Annotated in this window: 26 protein-coding genes; 15 read left to right on the top strand and 11 right to left on the bottom strand. The window is 63.7% G+C overall.

Translation table 11 applies throughout. From position 1 onward, the window contains the following. Window position 1: 1 nt before the first annotated feature. Complete coding sequence (locus EN990_RS04475; RefSeq protein WP_127369371.1) at window positions 2–1420, top strand: sodium:proton antiporter; 1419 nt, start codon at window positions 2–4, stop codon at window positions 1418–1420. On the opposite strand, the gene EN990_RS04480 is transcribed toward EN990_RS04475, so the two are convergent. From EN990_RS04480 to gcvA, 8 genes are all read right to left on the bottom strand, one after another. Then, window positions 1421–2155 carry an ABC transporter ATP-binding protein gene (locus EN990_RS04480; protein ID WP_024502064.1) on the bottom strand — a complete coding sequence of 245 codons (735 nt, stop codon included), beginning with the start codon at window positions 2153–2155 and terminating at the stop codon, window positions 1421–1423. Continuing rightward, entirely contained in the window at window positions 2152–2880 is a 729-nt protein-coding gene (locus tag EN990_RS04485; protein WP_063169740.1) for an ABC transporter ATP-binding protein, read from the bottom strand. The genes EN990_RS04480 and EN990_RS04485 overlap by 4 nt, the downstream gene beginning before the upstream one ends. After that, window positions 2877–3839 carry a branched-chain amino acid ABC transporter permease gene (locus EN990_RS04490; protein ID WP_127369370.1) on the bottom strand — a complete coding sequence of 321 codons (963 nt, stop codon included), beginning with the start codon at window positions 3837–3839 and terminating at the stop codon, window positions 2877–2879. Before EN990_RS04490 ends, EN990_RS04485 begins: the two co-directional genes overlap by 4 nt. Further along, entirely contained in the window at window positions 3836–4717 is an 882-nt protein-coding gene (locus EN990_RS04495) for a branched-chain amino acid ABC transporter permease (RefSeq protein WP_013528443.1), read from the bottom strand. Before EN990_RS04495 ends, EN990_RS04490 begins: the two co-directional genes overlap by 4 nt. A 179-nt stretch (window positions 4718–4896) precedes the next feature. After that, the gene (locus tag EN990_RS04500) at window positions 4897–6201 is read right to left on the bottom strand and encodes an ABC transporter substrate-binding protein (protein WP_013528442.1); all 1305 of its coding nucleotides are present in this window, start codon (window positions 6199–6201) and stop codon (window positions 4897–4899) included. 128 nt (window positions 6202–6329) lie between these two features. Then, a complete protein-coding gene (locus tag EN990_RS04505) occupies window positions 6330–7721 on the bottom strand; it encodes a hypothetical protein (protein ID WP_128336927.1) in 1392 nt (463 codons plus the stop codon). Window positions 7722–8021: 300 nt separating this feature from the next. Beyond that, window positions 8022–9326 (bottom strand): nicotinate phosphoribosyltransferase, encoded by a 1305-nt coding sequence (pncB, locus tag EN990_RS04510; RefSeq protein ID WP_127369687.1) that lies wholly within the window; start codon window positions 9324–9326, stop codon window positions 8022–8024. Window positions 9327–9462: 136 nt separating this feature from the next. Then, window positions 9463–10437 carry a transcriptional regulator GcvA gene (gene gcvA, locus EN990_RS04515; protein ID WP_127384822.1) on the bottom strand — a complete coding sequence of 325 codons (975 nt, stop codon included), beginning with the start codon at window positions 10435–10437 and terminating at the stop codon, window positions 9463–9465. A 206-nt stretch (window positions 10438–10643) separates the two neighbouring features. Between gcvA and speB the strand changes: the two genes are divergently transcribed. From speB to EN990_RS04535, 4 genes are all read left to right on the top strand, one after another. After that, window positions 10644–11705 carry an agmatinase gene (speB, locus tag EN990_RS04520; protein ID WP_127370311.1) on the top strand — a complete coding sequence of 354 codons (1062 nt, stop codon included), beginning with the start codon at window positions 10644–10646 and terminating at the stop codon, window positions 11703–11705. An 82-nt stretch (window positions 11706–11787) separates the two neighbouring features. Continuing rightward, window positions 11788–12594, top strand: a complete 807-nt coding sequence (locus EN990_RS04525) for a transporter substrate-binding domain-containing protein (RefSeq protein WP_013528437.1) — start codon at window positions 11788–11790, stop codon at window positions 12592–12594. 6 nt (window positions 12595–12600) lie between these two features. Continuing rightward, window positions 12601–13257 (top strand): amino acid ABC transporter permease, encoded by a 657-nt coding sequence (locus EN990_RS04530; RefSeq protein ID WP_027161086.1) that lies wholly within the window; start codon window positions 12601–12603, stop codon window positions 13255–13257. After that, the gene (locus EN990_RS04535; RefSeq protein WP_024502056.1) at window positions 13254–13901 is read left to right on the top strand and encodes an amino acid ABC transporter permease; all 648 of its coding nucleotides are present in this window, start codon (window positions 13254–13256) and stop codon (window positions 13899–13901) included. Before EN990_RS04530 ends, EN990_RS04535 begins: the two co-directional genes overlap by 4 nt. Before the next feature lie 22 nt (window positions 13902–13923). On the opposite strand, the gene EN990_RS04540 is transcribed toward EN990_RS04535, so the two are convergent. From EN990_RS04540 to EN990_RS04550, 3 genes are all read right to left on the bottom strand, one after another. Next, window positions 13924–14739 carry an oxidoreductase gene (locus EN990_RS04540; protein WP_127365447.1) on the bottom strand — a complete coding sequence of 272 codons (816 nt, stop codon included), beginning with the start codon at window positions 14737–14739 and terminating at the stop codon, window positions 13924–13926. 94 nt (window positions 14740–14833) lie between these two features. Next, window positions 14834–16099 carry a beta-ketoacyl-ACP synthase II gene (fabF, locus tag EN990_RS04545; RefSeq protein ID WP_084015525.1) on the bottom strand — a complete coding sequence of 422 codons (1266 nt, stop codon included), beginning with the start codon at window positions 16097–16099 and terminating at the stop codon, window positions 14834–14836. A 44-nt stretch (window positions 16100–16143) separates the two neighbouring features. Beyond that, on the bottom strand, window positions 16144–16722 hold the full coding sequence (locus tag EN990_RS04550; RefSeq protein ID WP_127384821.1) for a TetR/AcrR family transcriptional regulator: 579 nt from the start codon (window positions 16720–16722) through the stop codon (window positions 16144–16146). Window positions 16723–16801: 79 nt separating this feature from the next. Between EN990_RS04550 and EN990_RS04555 the strand changes: the two genes are divergently transcribed. The 10 genes from EN990_RS04555 (at window position 16802) to EN990_RS04600 (ending at window position 25281) form a co-directional block, all read left to right on the top strand. After that, window positions 16802–17161 carry a hypothetical protein gene (locus EN990_RS04555; RefSeq protein ID WP_127368937.1) on the top strand — a complete coding sequence of 120 codons (360 nt, stop codon included), beginning with the start codon at window positions 16802–16804 and terminating at the stop codon, window positions 17159–17161. Between the two features lie 86 nt (window positions 17162–17247). Continuing rightward, window positions 17248–17706, top strand: a complete 459-nt coding sequence (locus EN990_RS04560; protein ID WP_013528430.1) for a nuclear transport factor 2 family protein — start codon at window positions 17248–17250, stop codon at window positions 17704–17706. Window positions 17707–17992: 286 nt separating this feature from the next. After that, a complete protein-coding gene (locus tag EN990_RS04565) occupies window positions 17993–18772 on the top strand; it encodes an ABC transporter ATP-binding protein (protein ID WP_024502054.1) in 780 nt (259 codons plus the stop codon). Next, window positions 18759–19490, top strand: a complete 732-nt coding sequence (locus EN990_RS04570) for an ABC transporter ATP-binding protein (protein ID WP_013528428.1) — start codon at window positions 18759–18761, stop codon at window positions 19488–19490. The genes EN990_RS04565 and EN990_RS04570 overlap by 14 nt, the downstream gene beginning before the upstream one ends. After that, window positions 19487–20389 carry a branched-chain amino acid ABC transporter permease gene (locus EN990_RS04575; protein ID WP_024502052.1) on the top strand — a complete coding sequence of 301 codons (903 nt, stop codon included), beginning with the start codon at window positions 19487–19489 and terminating at the stop codon, window positions 20387–20389. The genes EN990_RS04570 and EN990_RS04575 overlap by 4 nt, the downstream gene beginning before the upstream one ends. Next, window positions 20386–21435, top strand: coding sequence for a branched-chain amino acid ABC transporter permease (locus EN990_RS04580; RefSeq protein WP_127388245.1), 1050 nt, complete (start codon window positions 20386–20388; stop codon window positions 21433–21435). Before EN990_RS04575 ends, EN990_RS04580 begins: the two co-directional genes overlap by 4 nt. After that, window positions 21432–22610 carry an ABC transporter substrate-binding protein gene (locus tag EN990_RS04585; protein ID WP_013528425.1) on the top strand — a complete coding sequence of 393 codons (1179 nt, stop codon included), beginning with the start codon at window positions 21432–21434 and terminating at the stop codon, window positions 22608–22610. Before EN990_RS04580 ends, EN990_RS04585 begins: the two co-directional genes overlap by 4 nt. Window positions 22611–22612: 2 nt before the next feature. Next, window positions 22613–23371 (top strand): cyclase family protein, encoded by a 759-nt coding sequence (locus EN990_RS04590; RefSeq protein WP_013528424.1) that lies wholly within the window; start codon window positions 22613–22615, stop codon window positions 23369–23371. A 70-nt stretch (window positions 23372–23441) separates the two neighbouring features. Continuing rightward, the gene (locus EN990_RS04595; protein WP_127369852.1) at window positions 23442–24698 is read left to right on the top strand and encodes a cysteine desulfurase-like protein; all 1257 of its coding nucleotides are present in this window, start codon (window positions 23442–23444) and stop codon (window positions 24696–24698) included. A gap of 1 nt (window position 24699) precedes the next feature. After that, window positions 24700–25281 (top strand): cupin domain-containing protein, encoded by a 582-nt coding sequence (locus EN990_RS04600; RefSeq protein ID WP_013528422.1) that lies wholly within the window; start codon window positions 24700–24702, stop codon window positions 25279–25281. The last annotated feature ends 32 nt before the right edge of the window (window positions 25282–25313 follow it).

Raw genomic sequence — 25313 nt, forward strand, 5'->3', positions numbered from 1 at the left:
TTTGTGGGTCGCGACGAAAGCGGCAATCGTCGTGGCCGTGCTGTTTCCGGCACAGGCTTTCGGGGCGGAGGAACACGGCCTGCCCGGCGCTTCGATGTCGCTGTGGTGGGCGCTGCCCTTTGCCGGGCTGCTGTTGTCGATCGCCACTGGTCCGCTGCTGTTTCTTCATGTCTGGGAGCATCACTACGGCAAGATCGCGGCCCTTTGGGGCGCTCTGGTGGTCCTGCCGCTGGCGGTCGCCTTCGGTGTCCCCACAGCGACCGAAGCGGTACTGCATGCGTTGCTCACCGAATACATGTCGTTCATCATCCTGCTGTTTGCGCTGTTCACCATTTCCGGCGGCATTCTCCTTGCCGGCAACATTCACGGCACGCCGCTGGTGAATGCCGGCCTGCTGCTGGTCGGCGCGCTGCTGGCCTCGGTGATCGGCACGACCGGTGCCTCGATGATCCTGATCCGGCCGATCATCCGCGCCAACGATAACAGGCCGTTCAACGCCCATGTCGTCATCTTCTTCATCTTCCTGGTGTCCAACATCGGCGGCTCGCTGACGCCGCTTGGCGATCCGCCGCTGTTCGTCGGCTTCCTGCGCGGCGTCGACTTCTTCTGGACGACGACGAACCTCTGGCACGAGACGCTGTTCGTCGGCGGTGTCGTCCTGGGCATTTTTCTGGTGATCGACATCATCCTGCACCGGCGCGAGGCTGGCGCGCCGAAGATCAAGGACCCGACACCGGATACCAAGGTGCGCCTGCGCGGCCTGGCCAACCTTCCGCTCCTGGCGGGGGTGATCGTCGCCATCCTGCTATCGGCGGCTTGGAAGCCGGGCGTCAGCTTCTCCGTGTTCGGCGTCAGCCTGGAACTGCAGAACCTGGTGCGCGACGCCATGATCCTGGCGCTCGCCCTCGTTTCACTTGTCATTTCGCGCAAGGAATACCGCGAGGCCAATGGCTTCAACTGGGGTCCGATAGCAGAGGTGGCCAAATTGTTTGCCGGCATCTTCATCTGCATCGTGCCGGTCATCGCCATCCTCAGGGCAGGCCGTGAGGGTGCGCTGGCGCCGCTGGTGTCGCTTGTGAGTTCTTCCTCCGGCCAGCCCAACGATCTCGCCTATTTCTGGCTGACCGGGGCGCTGTCATCCTTCCTCGACAATGCGCCGACTTATCTGGTGTTCTTCGAGCTTGCCGGCGGTGACCCCCGGCACCTGATGATGGAGTTCGCTTCGACGCTTGCCGCGATCTCGGCCGGCGCCGTGTTCATGGGCGCCAACACCTATATCGGCAATGCGCCGAATTTCATGGTCTACGCCATCGCCCGACATCGCGGCGTGAAGATGCCGGGCTTTTTTGGCTATATGGCATGGTCGGGCCTGGTGCTAATCCCGACATTTTTGATAGCGGGTTTTCTGTTCTTCGGCTGATCAACCCACGCCGACATAACGGCGCACCGCTGACGGATCGGCGCGCAGTTCTTGGACATCGACCGTCTCGCGGTTGCGGCCGTTTTCGACGAAGGCAACGCGGTCGGCGACAGAAAGCACCGCATCGACCCGTTGTTCGACCAGGATGGTCGACACGCCCATGTCACGCAGCGTCGACACCGTCTCGCGGATCTTGGCGATCATCGACGGCATCAGCCCTTCGGTCGGCTCGTCGAGCAATAGCACCTGCGGTTCGAGGCAGAGTGCACGCGCCATCGCCAGCATCTGCTGTTCGCCGCCGGACAGTGTGCCGGAACGCTGCCGCAGCCGCTGGCGCAGCAATGGAAAGAGGTCGAGCACGTTTTCACGCGTCGCCTTGCCTTTGCCGCGCGCCATCAGGCCGATCTCGATGTTTTCCGCCACCGTCATTTCGGCGAACAGTCGCCTTCCCTGCGGCACATAGGCGACGCCGGCCTTGGGCACCTCATGCGCCGGCAGGCCGGTCAACTCCTTGCCATCGAGCCTGATCGAGCCGGCGCTCGAGGGGACCAGCCCCATGATGGCCTTGAGTGTCGTCGTCTTGCCGGCTCCATTGCGGCCGAACAGGCACAGCACCTCGCCTTTGTTCAGCACCAGGTCGAGGCCATAGAGTACCTGGACCTCGCCATAGAAGCAGTCGAGCCCCGAAATGGTGAGTGCTTGAGGCGTGGCCTCGGCCTGGTTTGCCTCGGTCATGGGGCAGTCCCCAAATAGGCTTCCTGCACCGCCGCGTTTTCGCGGATCGCTTCGGGCGTGCCTTCGGCGAGGATCTTGCCGGCATTGAAGACCGTGATGCGGTCGGCCAGTTGCATGACGACAGGCATGTTGTGCTCGATCAGAAGCACGGTGGCGTTCTTGGCGATCTCGCGCACCAGGGTGATGAAATTGTCGATCTCGCTGTCGGCCAGCCCTTGCGTCGGCTCGTCGAGGATCAGCAGGCGCGGCTTCAGCGCCAGGCCCATCGCCACTTCCAGCAGGCGCTGATGGCCGTAGGACAACTGCCCGGCCGGCATGTGGGCGCGATCGGCCAGGCCGGTGCGTTCGAGTGCGGTCATGACAGCGGCCTGTATCGCGCTCCTGGAATGGCTGCCATGCCGCAGCGTCAGTTGCGCGGGCAGCGCGACGTTGGCGTAGACGGACAGGTTGGCATAGACGCTGGTGAGCTGGAAGGTGTAGGCGATCCCCCTGCGGACCCTGACATAGGCAGGCAGATTGGTGATGTCGGCGCCGTCGAAGACGATCATGCCGGCAGACGGCTGGATGCGGCCGCTGACCAGGCTGACGAAGGTGGTCTTCCCCGCTCCATTGGGGCCGATCACGGCGCGGATTTCGCCCGGCATCAAGGAGAAATCCACACGGTCGACGGCACGCAGGCCGCCGAAGTCGCGAGAAAGGCCCTTGGTGGTCAAAAGCGGCATCATGGCAGCCACCCGAGCCAGCGCTGCCTAATGCTGCCCAGAATGCCTTTGGGGAAAAACAGCACAAGCAGGATCAGCGCGATGCCCACAATCAGCAGATAGGCGGAGGTGTAGCCGCTGGTGATATCGATGACATAGTACATGAACAGCGTGCCGATCAGCGGCCCGAGCGTTGTTGCAGCACCGCCCAGCAGCACCCACAGCAGCGGCAGGATCGAATACTGCACCGACGCGAAGCTCGATCCGACATAGCCGAACAGCAGCGCATAGGCGGCACCCGAGCCGGCGCAGATGATGCCGGAGATGACGACGGCGGCGAGCTTGTTGGAGAAAGTGTCGTATCCCAGCATCTTCGTCCGCTCTTCGTTCTCGCGGATGGCGACCAGCACGCGGCCATACCGGGAGCGGACGATGGCCAATGTGACGAGAAGCACGATCGAAAACAGCGCCAGCGCCGTCATGTAGCGAACGGTCGGATTGGTGAGCTCGAGCGACGTCGCGCCGAAGGTGAGCACACGGGCCGGCTGCGTCACGACCATGCCCTGGTCGCCGCCGGTCCACGTCGCGAAGTAGAGGATGAGGAGGTAGAACACTTGCGCGAACATCATGGTGACGATCATGAAGGCGACGCCCGTGGTGCGCAGCGCCAGCAGGCCGATCACGAGTGACACAACAACACCACAGGCAAGCCCGGCGGCGAACGCCGCTGGTACGCTCCAGCCGAGCTGGATGACTGCAAGGCCGGCGCCATAGAGCCCGGCGGCAAAGAACATGGCATGGCCGAGGCTGAGCAGGCCGACATAGCCGAACAGCATGTTGTAGCCCATGGCGAACACCGCCAGCACCATGATGCGGGCGAGCAGGCCGTGATAGTATTCCGGCAGCAGGAAGCTCAGCACGAAAAGCAGCCCGACGACGCCGAGATGCAGGGCATAGGCTTTTACCGGCGAAGCTTCGCTCATCGCGACCTCGTCCCGAACAAGCCTTGCGGACGGAACACCAGCACCATGGCGACCAGCAGCGTGGCGATGATCTTGGCCAGCGTCGGCGAGAAGAACATCGAGATGATGCCGTCGGAGAGACCGATCAGCACGGCGGCGACGACCGTGCCGCGCAGCGAGCCGAGGCCGCCGATGATGACGACGATGAAGGAGAGCAGCAGCGGGTCCTGCCCCATCAGATAATGCGCCTGGCTGATCGGCACGATCAGCACTGCGGCAATGGCCGCCAGCATGGCGCCAAGCGCGAAGACGCCGCCATAGACGCGGCCGACGGGGATGCCGAAGGCCTGCGCCGTCTCGCTGTCATACTGCGTGGCGCGCATGACGAGGCCGATCCTGGTGCGCGTCAGCACCAGCCATGTCGCGGTGAGCAGCAGCGCGGAGGCGGCGATGACAGACAGTTTGTAGCCGGAGTAGCCGAACCACGGCAAAAGGATACGGTAGCTGAACGGCGGCTCCACCGGCCGCGCCTCCGGACCGTAGAAGGTCAGCGCCAGCTGCTGGATGATGTAAAGCATGCCGATGGTGGCGACGATGGTGGCTTCCGGATTGTAGTTGAGCCGGCGCAGCACCAGCCGTTCGGCGACCAGCGCAATGGCGCCGACGATCAGCGGAGCAATCACAAGTGCGGCCAGGAAGCCGAGCGCGGGGTGGCCGCCAATGGCTGTGGTGATCGCCCAGGCGAGCACGGCGCCCAGCATGAAGAACTCACCATGCGCGACATTGACCACCCGCATGACGCCGAACACCAAGGACAGGCCGAGCGCGGTCAGCGCCAGCACGGCTGAGGTGACGAGGCCTTCGAGGGCGGCGAGGAGGAGGTGGGGACCGAAGTGCATGCTACACGCTCAGCGATAGCGCAATCGCGCCCCTGCGGGGGGTGAGGAGTGGTCCGCGCAGCGGACGGAAAGCCAATTGCTTGGCTTTCCGAACGACGAACGCCCGGAGCGACAGCGAAGGGCCGGGTCCGGCAGGACAGAGGGGGGCGGCCTGGCGCTCACGCTTGTGCTGGAGCAGCTCACAGCGCCTGCGTCGTGTAATCCCCTTCGGCCTCGTAAAGTCCGTCCTCGATCTTGGTCTTGTGCACGACCTTGAGCTTGCCGCCTTCGATCTTGGAGATGTTCTGGATGCCAAAGCACTGGTGGATCTTGCCGTTGAAGGTCTTCGGTCCCTGCGGATGTTCCGGACCTTCGGCGAATTCGGTCAGCGCCTCGGTCGCCTCGACCAGCTTGGCGCGGTCTTCCGGTCCCTTGTAGCCGGCGTCCTCCATCGCCTTCTTGACGACGTAGAGCGTTTCCCAGCAGCCGAACATGTGGGCGGCGGTGGAGACGTCCTTGGGGTCGCCGACGGCGGCGCCATTGTCGTCGATGCCGACAGCAGCGCGATAGGCCTTCTGCGCCTCGGAATCATCGGCCTGCGCATAGCGCGGCGAGCCTTCCCAGAAATGGCTGCCATCGAGGAATTCGAGGCCGGGGCTGTTGATGTCGGTGGCTTCGAGCGAATCGATGAAGCCGAACAGTTGCGGCCGGTTGGAGCCGTAGAACTCACCAAGCTCCTTGACGAAGGTGAGCACGGCCGGGCCGACCATGACGTGGTAGATCACCTCGGTCTCGGCCGGGATCTGCGGAAAATACTTGGTGAAGGATGATTCCGTCGGCGGGATGGCGATCTGCGCGATGACCTCGCCGCCTTGCGCCTTCAGCGCCGGCGGCAGGTAGTCGCGGTGGTCGTAGCCGAAGGCGAAATCCGGGAAGATCTGCGTCACCTTCTTGCCGGCGTTAGCCGCGATCCACGGCGCCATCGACTGGATCTGGCTCTTCACGTCGGTGATGCCGGGCTGGAAGACATAGCGGTTCAGCTTGGTCGAGGCGACGTGATGGCCTTCGCTGACGACGAAATAGGGCATCTTGTTTTCGCCGGCGGCGGGCGCCGAGCCGATGACGACATGCGAGAACAGCGTGCCGAAGACGATGTCGGTTTTGTGCTGGGTGGCGAACTTGCCGACCACCTCGGCGCCACGGCCGGGATCGGTGCCGTCATCCTCGATGATCACCTCGACCTGGCGGCCATTGATGCCGCCGGCTGCATTGATCGCCTTGACTGCGGCAGCTGTCGTCTTTTCGTACCAGCGGCCATAGGCAGCGCCGATGCCGGTGCGGTGCGACTGGAAGCCGATCTTGATCGGCGCCGAACTCTGCGCCTGGGAATAGCGGACGAAGCCAGGGGCAAGGCCGAGGCCGGCGCCTGCGGCCAGACCTTTCAGTGCGGTGCGGCGGGTGAGCGTGGATCTGGAGAGATCGAAAAACCCATTCTTGTCAGTCACGGCAGTTCCCCTGTTTTTGAGTTTTGACTGGCTGCAACGAGGCAAAAAATCGCATGTGTACAAACTAAATCACCAAAGCCCCGACGTGGCAAGCGGGCTTTCCCCGAAGGCATGCTGGTCGCCTTTTCTCATCCGACAGTCGGCGTGGCAAGCAACCAGAGGCCGAAGACGGTGTAGGCGATCATCAGCAAGGTAAGCGGGAACTGGCTGAGGGCCGCGCGGGAGGGCTGTGGGTGCAGGCGCCAGGCGAAGCCGTGAGCGACGAGGACGGCGAGCACATGGCCCAGGATGATGGCGCCGGCCTGGATATTCCACAGCCACCACGCAGAGTCCGCCCCCGCAACGATGCCGGCCTCAATCTGCATATCGGCGGTGCCGAACAGGTTCCAGCCCATCGCGAACGGATCGGAAAGTGCCGCAAGCGCATATTGGCCGTCGACGAGCAGCGCCGTCAGATAATGCGCAATGTGATAGGCAAGCGCGATCGGCACGATCGACCACACCAGCTGACCGGCCGCCTGGTTAAGAATGTGGTCGCTGCCGGCAAGACGTTGGCCGAGCCAGACGGCAAGCAGGAACACCGCCGCCAGCAGCGCGAATGTCAGGATCAGCCCGAAAGTGCCGCTGCCGATCAGCGCCGTGCGGCCGGGAAATTCGAGCGGGTTGATGCCGAACAGGCCGAGCCAGAAGAAGGTTTTGGACAGGCCGTCGAAGGACACCGACGACAGCGCAAGCAACAGGAAGGCGATGCCGCTGGGCGGCAACGGTTCGGCGGCAAGCAGCTTGGCGCCGGGCCAGCAGAGCGCGAGCCGGCCGGCGTCGTTGCGCTCGATGGGCGCGAAGCGCGCCACCATGGAGAAGAAGACCGTCAGGAATTCTCCGCCGCGGCTCCAGCCGCGATAGCCGAATGCCAGCATGGCAATGAGGGTGAGCAGCCAATAGAAGCCGGCAGCATATGCCAGCCGCGCCGGATCGTCGGGCGCCGGATCGATGAGTTCGAACCAGGCAAAGGCGAAAAACAGGATGAACGCTGGCCAGCAACCGAGCCATCGGGGAAGCCGCGGTATCCCTTCATCGCCCGCGCGCAAGAGACGTGAGATCAGACGCCAGGGCCCGTACCAGGGATTGAGCCACGACCAGAGGTCGCCGAAGACGCCCTGCAGCAGCGTGAGGCCGGCCCACATCAGTGTCCAGATCAGCAGCGGCAGCGGATTGGAGAGTGGGTCGCGGCTGCCGAACAGGCCGGCGGCAATGAGAATTGCAAAGCCGGCAAAGGATATCAGGCTGATGGCGGCGCGGGCGCTGTCGCCGAAGGTGAACAGCGGCAGGCGTCGGCGCCAGAAGCGGTCAAGCGAAGCCGCCGGCAGCAGCGCCAGGACGAGGAAGCTGATCGCCACGGCGAAAGCGCCTCCAACCAGATAGTAGCCGGTCGGCAACAGCAGGACGTGGCCCTGATCGGAGGCGTGTGCGCAGGCGGGGGCGGGCAATACGAGCGATACGGCTGTAAGCAACAATGCCAACGATAGATGACGGCACCCTGCGGCGCCCCCCTCTGTCCTGCCGGACCCGGCTCTTCGCCGTCGCTCCGGGCGTTCGTCGTTCGGAAAGCCAAGCAATTGGCTTTCCGTCCGCTGCGCGGACCACTCCTCACCCCCCGCAAGGGGGGAGATTGGCAGTTCGCTCGATCGGCGCTTTTCGTTGGGCGTCGAAAATTGGCGAAAGCGGAGATGACGTCCAATCTCCCCCCTTGAGGGGGAGATGTCCGGCAGGACAGAGGGGGGCGCCAGGGAACTCGGCCTATCCAAGAGGCCCACCACCCCTCACACCTTGACCAATTGCTCCACGCGGTCCTTCTCGCCAAAAATCCTGAGATACCGCTCGATCTCTTTCACATCGCCGGTCGCCTTGGCCGGATTGTCCGACAGCTTGACCGCTGGCCTGCCATTGGCCTCGGTGACCTTGCAGACCAGCGATATGGCGTCGAGGCTGTTGGTTTCCGTCGGCGCGCAGCCTTCGAAATCATTGGTCAGATTGGTGCCCCAGCCGAACGACATACGCACCTTGCCCTTGAAGTGGCGATAGGTCTCCTCGATGGTTTCGACCTCGAGCCCGTCGGAGAAGATCAGCAGTTTCTGCTTGGGGTCCTTGCCCTTGTCGCGCCACCAGGACAGGATTTTTTCGCCGCCTTCGATCGGCGGCGCGCTGTCGGGGCGAAAGCCCGTCCAGTCGGCCACCCAGTCCGGCGCATCGCGCAGGAATGAGGCTGTGCCGAAGGCGTCGGGCAGCACGATCAAGAGATTGCCGCCATAGTAGCGCTGCCAGTCCTGCAGCACCTTGTAGGGCGACTGTCTCAGCTCTTTTTCCGAGTCGGCAAGCGCGGCAAACACCATCGGCAGCTCATGTGCGTTGGTGCCGAGCGCTTCGAGGTCGTTGTCCATGGCCAAAAGCACGTTGGAGGTGCCGGTGAACGCCTCGCCGATGCCTTCCTTCAACGCCTCGACACACCAGCGCTGCCATAGGAAGGAATGGCGCCGGCGCGTGCCGAAGTCCGAGATGCGGATGCCGGGCAGCGCCTTCAGCCGCTCGGTCTTGGCCCACATCTTGGATTTGGCGCGGGCATAGAGCACGTCGAGCGCGAAAGGCCCGAACGCCCGCATCGCCGCGCGAGATCGGAGTTCATTGATGATGGCGAGCGCCGGGATTTCCCACAGCGTGGTGTACATCCACGGCCCGCTGAAGGTCAGTTCATACTGCCCGTCGCACTTCGACAGCTCGTATTCGGGCAGCCGGAAGCCTTCCAGCCAGGCGAGGAATTCCGGTTCGAAGATCTGCTTGCGGCCGTAGAAATTGTTACCGCCGAGCCAGATCATCTCCTTCTTGGAGAAGCGCAAGGTGCGGGCATGGTCGAGTTGTTCGCGCAATTCGCTCTCGTCGATCTCGTCGGCAAGGCGCACCGAGGTCGTGCGGTTGATCAGCGAGAAGGTTGCGTCGACCTTGGGATACATGCCCCAGATCATCTGCAGCATCAAAAGCTTGTAGAAATCCGTGTCGAGCAGGCTGCGCACGATCGGGTCGAGCTTCCAGGTGTGGTTGTAGACGCGCCGCGCAATATCGGTCTTAGCCATGTTTCAACACCGCCTTCGCTGCCTGCCATCCACAATCGCGACAGGCCTCATAGCATCGAATCGGCCGCAACGCTGCCCGCTTTCAGGCTGGCCCGACAAAAAGAGCTGCCTGCATGCGGCGGCGCGCAGCCTGGCATCAGCTTGCGGATTTGCTGCCCATCACCCTGAGCGCCGGACGCTTGCGGCGGCTGACGATGCGGCCGGCCACCGGGGCGTCGGCGCGCCCGTCGTCCCCCGCTTTCTCGGCAAACAGCCAGTCGATGAACACCTGCACGATCGGCGTCGCCCGCATCTCGTTGCGGCAGACGACATAGAAATCGTCGACCGCCGGCACCGACAGGCTGAACGGCGCGACCAGCATGCCCCTGGCCAGCAGCGCGCTTGCCGTCACCGAGTCGCCCAGCGCCACGCCGTGGCCGTGCACCGCCGCCTCGGTCGCCATACGGGCATCGCCGAGGTGATGGCGGCGGCCCCGCTCCAGGTCCAGCGCATCGGCGGCAGCCAGCCAGGTGTGCCACTCGCGGCCGTCATCGCCATGCAGGAAGACATGATCGGCGAGATCCCTGACGCTGCGGATCGGCCGGTTGTTGATCAAGGTCGGGCTGACCACGGGAAACAGTTCGAGGCCCGACCATTTGCGCATCCAGCAATCGGTCCAGCTGCCGTCGCCATAATGCACGCAGACATCGATATTGGGCGCCCGCAAATCCTTGGGATCGTTGGAAGGAATAAGCGTCAGCCTTATGTCGGGATATTGCGCCATGAAACTGCCGAGCCGCGGTGTCATCCACAGCAACAGTAGCGCCGGCACGCAGGAGACCGAAAGTGTGCCGCTGCTCGCCGGCCTTGTCATGCGCTGGGTGGCGGCGGCGATGCCGTCGAACGCGGTCGACACCGCCGGCAGAAGCTCCGCGCCATGCGGTGTCAGCTTGACCCGCTGGCCGACCCGCTCGAACAGCTTGACACCGAGCGACTGCTCGAGCGCCTTGATCTGGTGGCTGACAGCGCCATGCGTGACGTTCAGCTCAGTCGCCGCCTTGGTCAGTGAACCATGGCGAGCCGTTGCCTCGAAGGCGCGCAGCGGATTGAGCGGTGGCAGGCGCTTGGTCATGGTACCACTTTGTTGTGAGATTTTCTCACAGAAAACACCCTAACAATATCAATTGATTTTTCAATGCCACTGCCAGACACTTGAGTTCAGAACAGCATCAAGACATGAAATCTGCAGGCAGCCAGCGGGACAGCGGCCCGGCCGGATGACGGTCGGTTCGCAGGCGTCACCCGCGCCGGCACTGCATCAGCCCAGGAGGAGCGGACATGGGATACGATCGCGGCAAGCTCGATGCGTTGCGTCGCAAATATGGTGAAAGCCATGGCGGCGAGATGTTCGACCCGAAATTCCGCAAGGTCGCCGACAAGATCTTCTCCAAGAGCGGCACGCGGCTGGCGCCCTATTCAGGCATCCCGACCTTTCTTGCCGCGCCCTACCGCGAAATATCGGCCGACAATCCGGATTTCGGCGATTTGCAGGTGGCGATGATCGGCGTGCCGATGGATCTCGGCGTCACCAACCGCCCGGGCTCGCGCTTCGGGCCAAGGGCGTTGCGCGCCATCGAGCGCATCGGGCCCTACAATCACGTGCTGGAATGCGCGCCGACGCATGAGCTCAGGGTCGCCGACATTGGTGACACGCCGTTCCGCAGCCGCTACCGGCTTGAGACCAGCCATGAGGATATCGAGCGCCGCACCAACCAGATCGTCGATGCCGGGGTGATTCCGCTGTCGATCGGCGGCGACCATTCGATCAGCCATCCGGTCCTGAAGGCCGTCGGCAAGAAAGCTCCGGTCGGGTTGATCCATATCGACGCCCACTGCGACACCAGCGGCCTGTTCGACATGACCAAGTTCCACCATGGCGGCCCGTTCCGCAACGCTGTGCTTGACGGCGTGCTCGACCCGACGCGCACGATCCAGATCGGCATCCGCGGCTCGGCCGAATATCTGTGGGAGTTCACCTACGAGTCCGGCATGACCGTGGTGCATGCCGAGGAGGTGACCGGCCTCGGCATTCCGGCGATCATCGAGAAGGCGCGCAAGATCGTCGGCGACGGCCCGACCTATGTCTCCTTCGACATCGACAGCGTCGATCCGGCCTTCGCGCCGGGCACCGGCACGCCGGAGGTCGGCGGGCTGACGACGCGCGAAGTGCTTGAACTCCTGCGCGGCCTCAAAGGTCTCAACATCGTCGGCGGCGACGTCGTCGAGGTGGCGCCGCAATACGACGCCACCACCAACACGGCGCACGCTGCGGCGCAGGTGCTGTTCGAGATACTGAGCCTGATGGTGTTCAGCCCGGCGATAACAGGCAAGGGCGCCTGACGTCTAGAAAAGCAAAGGCAGCCGCCGCGCTGGAGCCGGCGGCCGACCCGAACAAACAAAGCTTCCAGACAGGGGAATGACAATGACAATCCGTAAGACATTTGCCTCCATCGCCGCCGTGCTGATGCTCGGCACGGCCGGTTTCGGCCTCGCAGTTCAGGCCGCTAGCGCCGATGCGCTGGCGGACATCACCAAGGCCGGCACCATCAATGTCGGCGTCTTCGCCGACTTTCCGCCCTTCTCCTCGGCCAGCGCCGACATGAGCCTCAAGGGCTATGACATGGATGTCGCGCAATACATCGCCGATACGCTCAAGGTGAAGCTCAATCCCATCGCCGTCACCGGCCAGAACCGCATCCCGTATCTGAACGATCATCGCGTCGACCTGCTGATGAGCGTCGGCTATTCGAAGGAACGCGAGCAGGTCATCGACTTCGCCGCTGCCTACGCGCCCTACTACATCGCCGTGATCGGTCCGGCAGCGCTTGCCGTCAAAGGCAAGGAAGACCTCGCCGACAAGTCGATCGCCGTCAATCGCGGCACGCTGGAAGACACCTCGCTCACCGAGGCAGCACCGGCATCGGCCGACATAAAGCGCTTCGACAACTACAATTCGGTGATCCAGGCCTTCATCTCCGGCCAGACGCAGCTGATGGTCGTCGGCAACGACGTCGGCGCGCAGGTGCTGGCCAAGCAGGACGCACTGAAGCCGGAGCAGAAGTTCCAGCTTCTGACCTCGCCCTCGCATATCGGCCTCAACAAGAACGAAGACGGCCTGAAGAAGGCCGTCAACGATGCGGTCGCCAAGATGCTGGCCGACGGCAAGCTGGACGAAAGCTCGAAAGCCTGGCTGAAGACGCCGCTCAATCCCGACAATCTCAAGGATTGAGTTTCCGTGGCCTTTGCCTGGCTCCCGGGTGCCCTGGGCGACATCGCGCATGGCGCGGCCACGACGATCCTGCTGATCGCCGTGACCACGCTGGCCGGAACGCTGCTCAGCATCCTGGGTGCCGCGGGGCGGCGAAACGGCCCGGTGCTGCTCAAGCGGGCAATCGCCTGCTATGTCGAGGTGATGCGCAACACGCCGTTCCTGGTGCAGTTGTTCTTCATCTTCTTCGGGCTGCCCAGCCTGGGCGTCCGGCTCGACCCGCTCCTGGCCGCGATGCTGGCGATGACGCTCAACATGGCGGCCTACACCATCGAGATCGTCGGCGCCGGGCTTGACGCCGTGCCCGGCGGGCAGACGGAAGCAGCGCTGGCCCTTGGGCTGCGGCCACGCCAGGTGTTCGTCAAGATCGTGCTGCCGCAGGCGCTCAAGATCATCTACCCCGCGCTCACCAGCCAGATCGTCATCATGATGCTGGAGTCCGCCGTCGTGTCGCAGATCGCCGTGCGTGAGCTGACCTACGAGGCCGACATGCTGCAGGCACGCACCTTCCGCTCCTTCGAGACCTATTTCGTCGTGACGCTGGTCTATCTCGCTCTGTCGATGGCCTTGCGCCGGCTGCTGGTGTCAGGCGGGCGCCGCGCGCTCGGAGCCGGTGTGTCATGATCGAGTTCACCTTCTGGGACATCGTGCGCAACCTACTGCTCGCCGCCCGCTGGACGGTGCTGCTATCGCTGGCCGCCTTTATCGGCGGCGGCATCGTCGGCATGATCGTGCTGTTCTTCAGGATCGCTGAGAACAAATGGAGCCGGCGTGTCGCCTCCGGCTACATCGCCCTGTTCCAGGGGACGCCGCTCTTGATGCAGCTGTTCCTGATGTTCTTCGGCCTGCCGATGCTTGGTCTGCGCATCGAGCCGTGGACCGCGGCGGCGCTCGGCCTCACCTTCTTCGCCAGCGCCTATCTCGCCGAGATCTGGCGCTCCGGCGTCGCGGCGCTACCCCTCGGTCAATGGGACGCCGGTGCCAGCCTCGGCCTGCACTATCTGCAGGAACTCAGGCTGATCATCCTGCCGCAGGCGTTTTCGATCACCCGCGCACCCACGGTCGGCTTCCTGGTGCAGCTGATCAAATCGACGGCGCTCACCTCGATCATCGGCTTCGAGGAGCTGGTGCGGACCTCCAACGCCATCAACAATGCGACCTTCGAACCGTTCAAGGTATACGGGCTGGTGGCGCTGATCTTCTTCGTCATGTGCTTTCCGCTGACGCAATACGCCCGCAGGCTCGAGAAACAGGCGGCTGCTCGCTGACGCGCCAAGGCAGCGCCCGATTTCAGACCGGCAACCCAAGCTGCTTGCGCAGGCTCTTGTCGAATGCGGATGCGGGGACGAAACGGCGCAGGAAACGGACCTGGCGCGCCATTTTCCCCGCCGCATAGCGTTTCTTCGGCGCGGGATCGGTCGCTGCTGCCAGAATGGTCTTGGCGACCACTTCGGGCGCATCGCCTTTTTCCATTGATTTCCGCACTGACATAGTCATCCCCGCGCGCGCGGAGTCGTAGATTTCGAGCGACCGGTCGGGGGCGGCAAGATTGTCCTCGAATGATGTGCGGGTATAGGCGGGCTCCACCAGCGAAACGCGAATGCCGAAGGGGCGCAATTCGTGATCGAGCGACTCGGAATACCCTTCGATGGCGTGTTTGGTCGACGAGTAAAGCGCGAAATAGGGAGCGGGGATGAACCCCTGTACCGAGCTCAAATTTACGATTCTGCCCTTCCCTTGGCGCCGCATTGCCGGCAGCACCGCGTTGGTCACGCGCAAGACGCCGAAGACGTTCACGTCGAACAGCGCCTTGGCCTGGGCGGTCGAGGACTCCTCCGCGCCGCCAAACAGGCCCATGCCGGCATTGTTGACAAGCACGTCGATGCGTCCGGCCGCGGCCAGAACGTCATCGACCATTGTCGCGACGGACGCGTCGTCGGTCACGTCGCAGGTCAGCATGGTCACGCCGGCGGATTGCTGTGAGGCCGTGCGACGGCTGGTTCCGAAGACGCGAAAGCCAGCGCCGAGCAACGCGTCGGCGGTAGCGCGCCCGATGCCGGAAGATGCCCCTGTGACAAGGGCGACGCCGGGATTGGTCTTGTTCATGGATTCATATCCTTCTTTGCGTTGGATCGGATTGGGAAAAGCATTGAGATAGGCCGGGGCAAAGGGCGTCGGTCATGACTGCGTCTGGCCACCGCTAGTTCCAGCGTCTGAACAGGGCGCTGGCATTCACGCCGCCAAAGCCGAAGCCATTGGAGATCGCGTACTCCATCTCCATGGGCCGGGGTGCGTTGGCGACGAAGTCGATTCCGTCGCCGGCCGGATCGGCCTCGCCAAGGTTGAGGGTTGGCGGGGCGACCTGATCCCTGAGCGCCAGGATTGCGAAGATCGCACCAAGCCCGCCGGCCGCTCCGAGCAGGTGTCCGGTCGCCGATTTCGTGGCACTGACAGCTATCGCGAAATCGCGCCCGAACACGCTCTTGATCGCTTCGATCTCACCCAGGTCGCCGACTGACGTGGAGGTCGCATGCGCATTGAGATGACGAACGTCGCGTGGCGAAATCCCTGCCTGGGCAATCGCGATCTGCATGGCCCGGCGCGCGCCGTCGCCGTCCTCTGGCCCGGAGGTGACGTGATGGGCATCCGCCGTCGTGCCGTAGCCGACGAGCTCAGCAATCGGTTTTGCGCCGCGCGCCAACGCGTGGCTCAACGCCTCGATGACCAGCACGCCGGCCCCTTCGCCCATGACGAAGCCGTCCCGCGATGTGTCGAAAGGGCGCGAGGCTTGGGCCGGCGCCCAATTGAAGCCGGTTGAAAGAGAACGAGCCGCGGCGAAACCGCCGAGACTGACGGTGTTGATGCACGCTTCCGTTCCGCCGCACACGGCGATGTCGGCTTCGTTGGCGCGGATCAGGCGGGCGGCGTCGCCGATCGCCTGGATGCCCGCCGCGCACGCCGTCACCGGTGCGCCGAGTGGACCTTTGAAGCCATGACGGATCGAGATGTGGCCCGCCGCGAGGTTCACCAGGAAGGACGGCACCGTAAAGGGAGACAGGCGGCGGGCGCCACGCAGGTCCACCGTGCGCACCGCCTCGGTGATGGCCGGGAACCCGCCGACACCTGAAGCGATGATCGTGGCCGTGCGCAGGCGATCCGCCTCCAAGGCAGGCTTCCATTGCGCCTGCGCAAGCGCCTCTTCCGCCGCCGCCAGCGCGAAGAGAATGAACCGGTCTACCTTGCGCTGATCCTTCGCGGACAGGACGGCATCGGCATCGAAACCAGCCTCGGGGTCTTCGCCCAGGGAGGGAACCACGCCGCCAATCTTAGCCGGCAGCTCTCCCACCACATCGTCAGGAAGCCTGCGAACGCCAGACCGGCCAGCAAGCAGGCGTGACCAGGACGCTTCGACATTGGCGGCAAGGGGCGTGACCGCACCCATGCCCGTGACGACAATCCGTTCCATCTGCTCTCCTATCCTTGCTGTGCTGGCGGCGCTGCTCGCGCCGTTCAAGTAGCGACTGCTTCGCGAACCTGATCGGCCGCCGCATCCAGAAAAGCCTGCGCAAGGTCGGGGTCGTTGACGACCCGCGACAGCACGACCGCGCCGACCATCGTCGAGAGAACGGCCATTGCCTTGTTGCCGGTCTTTTCGCTGTCGCCCTCGCCAACCCAACCGCCGAGCATCTCAAGGTACGCTTTGATGCCCGTCTCGAATGATGCCTTCACCTCGGCACCTTGCCTGGCCGCATCCGAGCCGAGCGCAACGACCGGGCAGCCGTCCATCTTTTCTCCGCGATGATCCATGCTGAGGTAGAATGAGATCACCCCGTCGAGCGGGTTCCCGGGATTTGCCGCGGTCGCGGCCGACCATTTGTGGGTGGCGCTTTCCATCGCCCGCCTGGACGCCAGCGCCGCCAGATCGTCCTTCGACTCGAATTGCTTGTAAAAGGCACCCTGGGTCAGCCCGGCCCCTTTCATCAGATCCTTGAGGCCGATGCCGTCAAACCCGCGCTCCCGAAAAAGCCGGCTTGCCACATTGATCACGGTCTCACGGTTTTCCGCGGCCTGAGTGCGACTTACACGCATCGTCATCTCCTTTTTAGATTGCATTCGTAATCTATACCCTATATAGAGGGTGAACGCAATCTAAAAAAGGACAAATGAGATGATCCGCAAAACCTTGGGCGCCTCGCTGCTGGCGGCGCTGTTTCTTGCAACCCCGGCTCTTGCCGAGGAAGCCACCATCGGACGCCCGATCGAAGGCGGTAGCCTGCACCAGGGACACCTGGACATGGTGGCCTACTACGTTCCGCGCGGCGACCTGCTTGAGGTCACCGCCACTTTCGCACCGAAGGCCGGGGGTGATCCGCTGCGGGTTGTCATGGGCCTCGCCAACAGTGACGCCGTGGCGTTTTCCATACCGGGCCACCCGGGCCCGCTCTACGCGTTCTCAAGGTCCGGTGAGGAAGTGACGGTCTCGACCGAGACGGACACATCCCTGCGAGCCGACGCGACAATGCCCTGACCTGACGCGCAGGCCACGGCCGAGCGATGCTGGCCGGGGTCTCGCGTCGGAACGGCGCGCCACCGATAAGTTTGGAGAGAGGTCACATGCTTTACAGCTATTTTGTCGAGAAATCGATCCGGCAGAGCTTCGACGACGTCAACAACCATCGCTGGGATGCGGCGGTGAAGGCCATCGCGCCGCATGTCCATCACCGGGTTGGTGGCGCACACGCGCTTGGTGGCGAGCGTCACGACAAGCAAGCCCTGCGCCGGTGGTTCGAGCGCCTCGGCCGTGTCCTGCCCACTCTCCATCTCACGGTCAACCACGTGTGGGTGAAGGGCTGGCCGTGGCATACCACCGTGTTTGCTCAGTGGGATGGCACCGCTACCCTGCTCAACGGCGATACGTCCTACGTCAACCGTGGTCTCCACGTGTTCACGCTGCGGTGGGGCAGGGTTCATGCGCTCGAGGAGTTCTACGATTCACAGGCGGCGGCGCGCGCTCTCGCCGCCCAGGCCGCAGCCGGCCTCGAAGAAGCTGTCGCCGAACAGATAACAAGCTAGCACAAGCGCGGTCCGAGGACGCCCAAGGTCTACGGGCCGGTGGCGCCGATCGTCTTCGTCTCGTGCCTTGCGCCCACGCACTATGCGCGCAGGCTCGAGAAGCGAGCGCTGGCGCGCTGGACTGCAGGCCCTGCATCGATGCCGGTGCTGTCGCGGCAACGGTCGAGCCGAGGCAGGCATATAGCTTTCCCCTTGGGAATAGGACTTGACATCTTGCCGTTCGAATTGTCCATTTGAAGCTTGACCGGGCCGAACGGGGCGGCGAGGGACAGGGGCAAACCGGCGGGTGGATAGACAGTCGAGTCGAGTGCTGTTGAGGACGGTCGGGCTGACAAAAGCCTTTCGAGGGCTAGTTGCCCTGCGTGATCATTCCATCGAGCTCCACGAACGTGAAATCATTGGGGTAATCGGGCCGAATGGCTCGGGCAAGAGCACGCTTTTCAACCTGATCACCGGCTTCTCCCAGCCGAATTCCGGTAGCATCGAGATGGAGGGCCGGTCGATCGTCGGCCTGCGCACATCGCAGATCGTCGCGATGGGCATCGCCCGCACCTTCCAGGGCTCTCGCCTGTTCGGCAGCCTCAGCGTCGCGCAGAACGTGCTGACGGCGGCGCAGTTGCGCCATCCTGTCGGCGCCGCCGATACCGTGCTGCGCGGTCGGCGTTATCGCGAGCGGGTGGCCGCGACCCGGCAGAAGGCCGACGAACTCCTCGACCTCATGGGCCTGACAGATCAGGCCGGCAGGGTCGCCGCGGATCTTCCCTACGGCGATCAGCGGCGGCTGGAGATTGCGCGTGCGTTGGCGACCGGCCCGCAACTGCTGTTGCTCGATGAGCCCGCTGCCGGTCTTGATTCCAACGAGACCAAGGTGTTGGCAGCGCTGATCCGGACGATCCGTGACCGCTATGGCGTAACGGTGGTCGTTGTCGAGCACGACATGGACCTGATCATGGCGCTGTGCGAACGCATCCAGGTGCTGGCGACTGGCGAGGTGATCTGCGTCGGAACACCGGAGCAGGTACGCGAACACCCGAAAGTGCGGGAGGCGTATCTTGGCCACGCCTAGCCCCGTTCTGCTCAGCGTCGAGAACCTCGAGGTCAATTTCGGCGCGGTGCGTGCGCTGAAGGGCATTTCGCTCGACGTCCATGCCGGCGAGGTGGTGGCGTTGGTGGGCGCCAACGGCGCCGGCAAGAGCACGACCTTGCGCACCATTTCCGGCCTGTCGCGGCCGCGCGGCGGCAGGATCATCTTCGATGGCAAGCCGATTGGAGGTGTCGCTCCGTCGCGCATCGTAAGTCTGGGCATCGCGCAGAGCCCGGAGGGCAGGCGCCTGTTCGGCGGCCTGACGGTGGCTGACAATCTGCGGCTCGGCGCCTGCACCCGCACCGACAAGGATGCCATCCTCAGAGACAGCGAGCGCATGTTCATGCTGTTCCCGATTCTCAAGCAGCGGCTGAAGCAGCTGGCCGGGACGCTGTCGGGCGGCGAACAGCAGCAGCTTGCTTTGGCGCGCGCGCTGATGGCGGCGCCGCGCCTGCTGCTGCTCGACGAGCCTTCGCTCGGCGTTGCGCCGCTGCTGGTGCGCCACATCTTCAGCGCGCTTGCCGAACTGAAGCGCCAGGGCATGACGATGCTTCTGGTGGAACAGAACATCACGCTCGCGCTGGACCTCGCCGACCGCGCCTATGTGCTGCGCACGGGCCAGGTGGCGCTGTCTGGCCGGTCCGCGGAACTGCGCGACAGCGAACGCGTGGCGCAGGCATATCTCGGGGCGGCAACATGACCCAGCTGGACTATATCCTGCAGCAGATCGTCAATGCGGTGAGCCTCGGCAGCCTCTACGCACTGGTGGCGGTCGGCCTGTCGATCGTCTTCGGCGTCCTCAAGCTGACCAATTTCGCGCATGGCGACGTCATGATGGTAGGTGCCTTCGGGGTTGCCTTGCTGGTCGGCATCGGCGTTCCGTTCCCGGTCGCCGTGATCTGCGGCATCGCCGCGGCCGCCGCCGCCGGCTTCCTCATCGAACGCATCGCCTACCGCCCGATCCGCGACGCGCCCGACGTTGCGCGACTGCTGACCAGCCTCGCCGTCACCTACATCATCGAGAATGTCGGCATCCTGGTGTTCACCTCCTCGCCGCGCAATTTTCCACTCCCCGATATTCTCAACACCTCCTGGGAAATGTCGAACGGCGCCATCACCTTCACCAGCATCAATCTCCTGACCATCGCGCTGACCTTCGTGTCGCTGCTGCTCCTCGGCTGGTTTATCACGCGCACCACGACTGGGCTCGGCATGCGCGCCGCAGCCGAGGACATGTCGGCGGCACACCTTGTCGGTCTGAACGTCAACCGGCTGATCATCGTCGCCTTCATCGTCGCATCCGCCTATGCCGGCCTCGCCGGCATTTTGTGGGCGGCGCAGGCCGGCGTGGTGCAGCCGCAGATGGGCTTCACGCCGCTCCTGAAGGCTTTCGTGGCGGCAATCATCGGCGGCTTCGGGTCGATCGCGGGCGCCCTGGTCGGCGGCTACATATTGGGCGCGCTGGAGATATTCATCGTCGCATTCCTGCCGAGCAGCGTCTCGTCCTATCGCGACGCAATCGTCTTCGCCGTGCTGATCGCCTTTCTCCTGGTGCGCCCGGGTGGGCTGCTCCAGCCAAACCGGGAGATAAAGCTGTGAGCCGGGAAGCGCGGATCACACTCCTCGTCCTCGTCGCCGTGGTGGCGGGAGCAGCTGTCGCTTTCGGTGCGCCGCACGTGCTGAGCGACTATTTCGTCCGGATTATCCTGCTGATCGCGCTGAATGCAATCCTGGTGCTGGCGCTGTCGCTGAGCAACGGTTTTACCGGCGTGTTTTCGCTCGGTCATGTCGGCTTCATCGGCGCCGGCGCGTATATTTCGGGGATCCTGTCGATCCCGGTGCAGCAGAAGATGGCATTGCTGCCGCATCTGCCGGGGTTTCTGCATGCTTTCAGCCTCCCCTTCCTGCCGGCGACGCTGGTGGCAGGCGTTCTGACGGCACTGCTTGCGGTGGTCGTCGGTTATCCCTTGATGCGCCTGTCGGGCTATTTCGTTTCGGTGGCGACGATGGGATTCTTGATTATCGTCAACGTGGTGCTGATCAATGCGTCGGATTTCACCCGAGGCGCCCGCACGTTTACCGGCGTGCCGCTGGAGACGACGTTGCCCTGGGTGATGGGTTGGCTCGCCATCACGGTGTTCGTTCTGGCGCGCCTGGTTTATTCGCCTTTCGGGCGCGCCATGAAGGCGGTGCGCGACGACACAATCGCGGCCAGCGCTGTCGGAATCGGCGTGCTGCGGACCAGACTGATCGCCTTCGTCATCGGCGCGTTCTTCTCGGGCGTCGGCGGGTCGCTCTATGCGCATTATCTCGGCTCGTTTTTGCCGAACACTTTCTACTTCGCGCTGACGATGAGTCTGATCACAATGCTGGTGCTGGGCGGCATGGGCTCCCTGACCGGCGCGGTGGTCGGCGTCATCTGCGTTTCGCTGTTGTCGGAGATCCTGCGCTCGGTCGAACGCGGCTTCACGATCGGCGATTTCGCGGTGCCGGCCCTGTTTGGCGCCAGCCAGATCGTGCTCGGCTTCATCTTCATTCTAGTCATGATCTTCCGGCCGAAGGGGATCATGGGGGACCGGGAACTTATGTTCGGATCAACCCAAAGATCGGCAACGGTGAACCAGACAGAGGAACGAAAACGATGATCAAACTCACTCGACGCGGTACCATCGGCCTGGGACTTGGCGCATTCTTCGCGCTTGCCTCGGCCAGCACGGCACTTGCTGCCGACACCATCAAGATCGGCTATCCGGCAAACCTGACCGGCATCCAGGCCTCGCTCGACGGTCCGATGCTGAATGGCGCCAAGCTGGCAGCGAGCGAAATCAACGCCGCCGGCGGCGTGCTCGGCCAGCAGATAGAACTGGTGATCTACGACTCCAAGAGCGATTCGACGACGATCTCGACCGTCGCCAGCCAGTTGATCGACAGCGACAAGGTCGTCGGCATCATCGGCTTCGCCGATTCCGACTCGGTGCTGGCCATCGGACCGCAGGTCCAGACGGCGCAGATACCGTTCATAACGCCAGGCGCGACCTCGCCGAAATTGCCGAGCCAGCTCGGCAACGAGATCTTCCTCGCCGCCTTCGGCGACAACGTTCAGGCTGCGGTTGGCGCGGAGTTTGCGCTGAACAAGCTGAACGGCAAAACCGCCTACCTGCTGACCGACATCGGCACTGAATACACAACGCTGCTGTCGGACTACTTCGTCACCGCCTACGAGCATGGCGGGGGCAAGATTTTGGAGCGCGACACCTACAAGATCGGCGACAAGACCTTTACCGCGCAGATCGCCAAACTGAAGGCGCTGTCGCCGCAGCCAGACTTCGTCTATGCCTCGTCGAATGCCGAGGAAATCGGCCTGATCTTGAAGCAGATGCGCCAGGCCGGCATCAACCTGCCGGTGGTCGGCGGCGACGGCTACGACACGCCCTTGCTGATCCAGGTCGGCGGCGACGCGGCCAAGGACACCTACTTCACTACACACGCCTACATCGGTGAGGGCGCCACCCCGAAGGTGCAGGCCTTCATCGACGCCTACACCAAGTCGGTCGGCAATGCCCCGGAGAACGCGTTCGCTGCGCTCGGCTACGACTCGGTCAAGCTGATGGCCGACGCGATCAAGCGTGCCGGTGCGCCGGATCCGGCCAAGATCCGTGACGCGCTGGCCGCTACGTCCGGGCTCGACGGCGTGACCGGCACGATCACCTACCGCCCGGGCATTTCGGTGCCGGACAAGTCGGTCTCGGTCATTGGTGTCAAGGACGGCAAGCTTGTCCTGGCAAGTGAAGCGGCACCGACCTTCGTCGCGGAGCCGTGATCTTGTCCACTCCGGGCTCGCTTTGGGACATCTACAGGTCGCGGCTCTCCGCCGCGACCTTCACCGACCTGACGCATGCGTTTCATCCGGGTCAGCCGCATTTCCCGGCCTTCCCGGACGAGGAGCGCAGTGCGTTGCTCGATTTTTCGAAGGGCGATGCCTTCCAGGTCCACCACTACGCCTTCGTCGGACAGTGGGGCACCCATGTCGATCCGCCGGTGCACTTCATCGACGGCGGCCGCTCGATCGACCAACTGCCGGTGGCGGAGATGCTTCTGCCGCTGGTCATCCTCGACATCAGCGACAGGGTCGCCGCCGATCCCGACGCGACGCCGACGCTCGACGATATTTCGGCCTGGGAGACGCGGAACGGCCGTATCCCGGAAAAGTGTTTTGTCGCACTTCGCACCGGCTGGTGGCCGCGCTGGCCGGACCCCGTGGCATTTCGGAACAAGTCGGCCGACGGTATCTCGCATGCGCCGGGTTGGTCGAAGCCGGTGCTGGAGGAACTTTTGGAACGCCGCGGTGTCGCTGCGATCGGGCACGAGGGCATGGACACTGATCCCGGCCGTGCCACTTCCGCAGGTGACGCAAGCCTGGAATACTATGTGCTGTCGCGCGACTGCTGGCAGATCGAGCTCTTGGCCAATCTCGACAAAGTGCCCGAAGCCGGCGCGTTGATAATGGCAAGCTGGCCAAAGCCAAAGGCCGGATCTGGCTTCCCGGCTCGCGCTGTCGCCATCCATGAAGCGGCCGGCTGAACGCGTGAAGCCGCTGCTGGCGGCGGTCGAGGGGCCGCCGCACAACGATCATCAGACACGGAATTCAGACATGGATATAGATACGGTCCGCGATGCTTTTCCGGCGATGGCGAGAGGTGCCGGGCCGAAGAAGCGGATTTTCTTCGACAATCCCGCGGGAACCCAGATGGCGAGCCGTTCGATCGAGCGTATGACGCGTGCCATGATCGAAACCAACGCCAATCTTGGTGGCTATTTCGAAACCTCACTCGCGGCCCAGGCGATGGTCGACGACGCGCATCAGGCGATGGCCGATTTCTTCAATGCCGCCGACCGGCGTGAGGTGGTGTTCGGCCAGAACATGACGACTCTGACTTTCGCCGTCTCGCGCGCCATCGGCCGCGATCTGAACGCCGGCGACGCCATCGTGCTGACGCGCATGGATCATGACGCCAACGTCGCACCCTGGCTGATGCTGGCGGAGGATCGGGGGCTTGAAGTACGCTGGATCGACCTCGATCCAAAAACCTTCGAACTCGACCTGTCGACGCTGGAGGCGACTATCGACGAGGACGTCAAGCTGGTCGCCGTCGGATATGCCAGCAACGTTACCGGCACGATCAACGACGTGAAGCGGATCGCGCAGCGCGCCCGCGCGATCGGGGCGCTGAGCTATATCGACGCGGTGCAGTTCGCGCCGCATGGGGTGATCGACGTCCAGGAGATCGGCTGTGATTTCCTGGTTTGCTCGGCCTACAAATTTTTTGGACCGCATCACGGGGTGTTGTGGGGCCGTTTCGATCTGCTGCAGGCGCTGACCGCCTATAAGGTGCGCGCGGCTTCCAATACGCCACCTGGAAAATTCGAGACGGGAACGACAAGCCGCGAGGCGCTTGCCGGGGTGCTTGGCGCCGTCGAGCACTATGCCTGGCTCGGACAGTCCTTCGGCAACGTCCACCCGCAGGCGACGCGGCGGGAGCGCATCGTCGCCGGCATTGAAGTCGCCGACCGTTATGAGCGTGTCCTGACAGCACGGCTGATTGCCGGATTGTCTAGAATTGATGGCGTCTTGATCCAGGGCATATCCGATGTGGCGGCGCTGGCGCGCCGTGTGCCTACCGTGTCGATCACCGTTGACGGAACCGATCCCGCCGATATCGCCAAGGCGATGGCAGAGGAAGGCATCTATCTCTGGCACGGTCACAATTACGGTTTGGAGCCAATCAAGCGGCTGGGGCTTGCGGACCGCAACGGTGTCGTCCGCATCGGGCTGGCTCATTACAACACCGAGGCGGAAGTCGATTTCCTGCTGGCGAAGCTGGCGGACTGGATGAAGACGCGGACCTGACATGCGCGACAGAAACGGAACCCCGAGGATCGGCGTCAAGCTGCGCCATGCCAGACAGGTGCTTGGCCTCAGCCTGGAAGAGCTCGGCGCCCGCATCGGGCTGACAGAGGGTTATCTCTCGAAGATCGAAAACGACCGCGCTACACCGTCCATGGCGGCTCTGCATCGGCTGGTGCAGGCGCTGGGCATCAACATGAACGCGATGTTCGGCACGCTGCAGCACAATGCCTCGGAAGTGTTCGTTTTGCGGCAGAACGAGCGTCCGCACATGGAGACGGGACATCGGCGTTCGGGCAACCATGTCGTGCTCGAGCAATTGGTGCCGTCCGGTCCGGAATATCTGCTGCAGATCAACGTTCATGTGATCGAGGCCGGCGGCGGCAGCCCCGAGTTGATCAGCCACAAGGGACAAGAGTTCGGCTACGTGCTCGAAGGTTCCGTCGAATTGCTGGTCGAGGCGAACGTGGTGGCGCTCGAGGCAGGCGACGCGTTCTATTTCAACTCCGAACTCGGCCACGGCTACCGCAATATCGGTTCGACCACGGTCCGCATCCTCTGGGTCAACACGCCGCCGACATTCTGACCGCCTCCAGCGCGGCGCCGGATTTTGAGGGA

Origin of the sequence: Mesorhizobium sp. M7A.F.Ca.US.005.03.1.1, assembly GCF_003997975.1 — a bacterium.
Lineage (GTDB): Bacteria > Pseudomonadota > Alphaproteobacteria > Rhizobiales > Rhizobiaceae > Mesorhizobium > Mesorhizobium ciceri.

What these genes read in the sequence shown, in the direction of transcription:
- EN990_RS04600 (WP_013528422.1), top strand. Translation starts at nt 24,700, where the DNA reads ATGCGCGACAGAAACGGAACCCCGAGGATCGGCGTCAAGCTGCGCCAT.
- EN990_RS04535 (WP_024502056.1), top strand. Translation starts at nt 13,254, where the DNA reads ATGATCGAGTTCACCTTCTGGGACATCGTGCGCAACCTACTGCTCGCC.
- EN990_RS04495 (WP_013528443.1), bottom strand. Translation starts at nt 4,717, where the DNA reads ATGCACTTCGGTCCCCACCTCCTCCTCGCCGCCCTCGAAGGCCTCGTC.
- EN990_RS04595 (WP_127369852.1), top strand. Translation starts at nt 23,442, where the DNA reads ATGGATATAGATACGGTCCGCGATGCTTTTCCGGCGATGGCGAGAGGT.
- EN990_RS04490 (WP_127369370.1), bottom strand. Translation starts at nt 3,839, where the DNA reads ATGAGCGAAGCTTCGCCGGTAAAAGCCTATGCCCTGCATCTCGGCGTC.
- EN990_RS04575 (WP_024502052.1), top strand. Translation starts at nt 19,487, where the DNA reads ATGACCCAGCTGGACTATATCCTGCAGCAGATCGTCAATGCGGTGAGC.
- EN990_RS04480 (WP_024502064.1), bottom strand. Translation starts at nt 2,155, where the DNA reads ATGACCGAGGCAAACCAGGCCGAGGCCACGCCTCAAGCACTCACCATT.
- EN990_RS04485 (WP_063169740.1), bottom strand. Translation starts at nt 2,880, where the DNA reads ATGATGCCGCTTTTGACCACCAAGGGCCTTTCTCGCGACTTCGGCGGC.
- speB (WP_127370311.1), top strand. Translation starts at nt 10,644, where the DNA reads ATGGGATACGATCGCGGCAAGCTCGATGCGTTGCGTCGCAAATATGGT.
- fabF (WP_084015525.1), bottom strand. Translation starts at nt 16,099, where the DNA reads ATGGAACGGATTGTCGTCACGGGCATGGGTGCGGTCACGCCCCTTGCC.
- EN990_RS04585 (WP_013528425.1), top strand. Translation starts at nt 21,432, where the DNA reads ATGATCAAACTCACTCGACGCGGTACCATCGGCCTGGGACTTGGCGCA.
- EN990_RS04550 (WP_127384821.1), bottom strand. Translation starts at nt 16,722, where the DNA reads ATGCGTGTAAGTCGCACTCAGGCCGCGGAAAACCGTGAGACCGTGATC.
- EN990_RS04540 (WP_127365447.1), bottom strand. Translation starts at nt 14,739, where the DNA reads ATGAACAAGACCAATCCCGGCGTCGCCCTTGTCACAGGGGCATCTTCC.
- pncB (WP_127369687.1), bottom strand. Translation starts at nt 9,326, where the DNA reads ATGGCTAAGACCGATATTGCGCGGCGCGTCTACAACCACACCTGGAAG.
- gcvA (WP_127384822.1), bottom strand. Translation starts at nt 10,437, where the DNA reads ATGACCAAGCGCCTGCCACCGCTCAATCCGCTGCGCGCCTTCGAGGCA.
- EN990_RS04525 (WP_013528437.1), top strand. Translation starts at nt 11,788, where the DNA reads ATGACAATCCGTAAGACATTTGCCTCCATCGCCGCCGTGCTGATGCTC.
- EN990_RS04560 (WP_013528430.1), top strand. Translation starts at nt 17,248, where the DNA reads ATGCTTTACAGCTATTTTGTCGAGAAATCGATCCGGCAGAGCTTCGAC.
- EN990_RS04555 (WP_127368937.1), top strand. Translation starts at nt 16,802, where the DNA reads ATGATCCGCAAAACCTTGGGCGCCTCGCTGCTGGCGGCGCTGTTTCTT.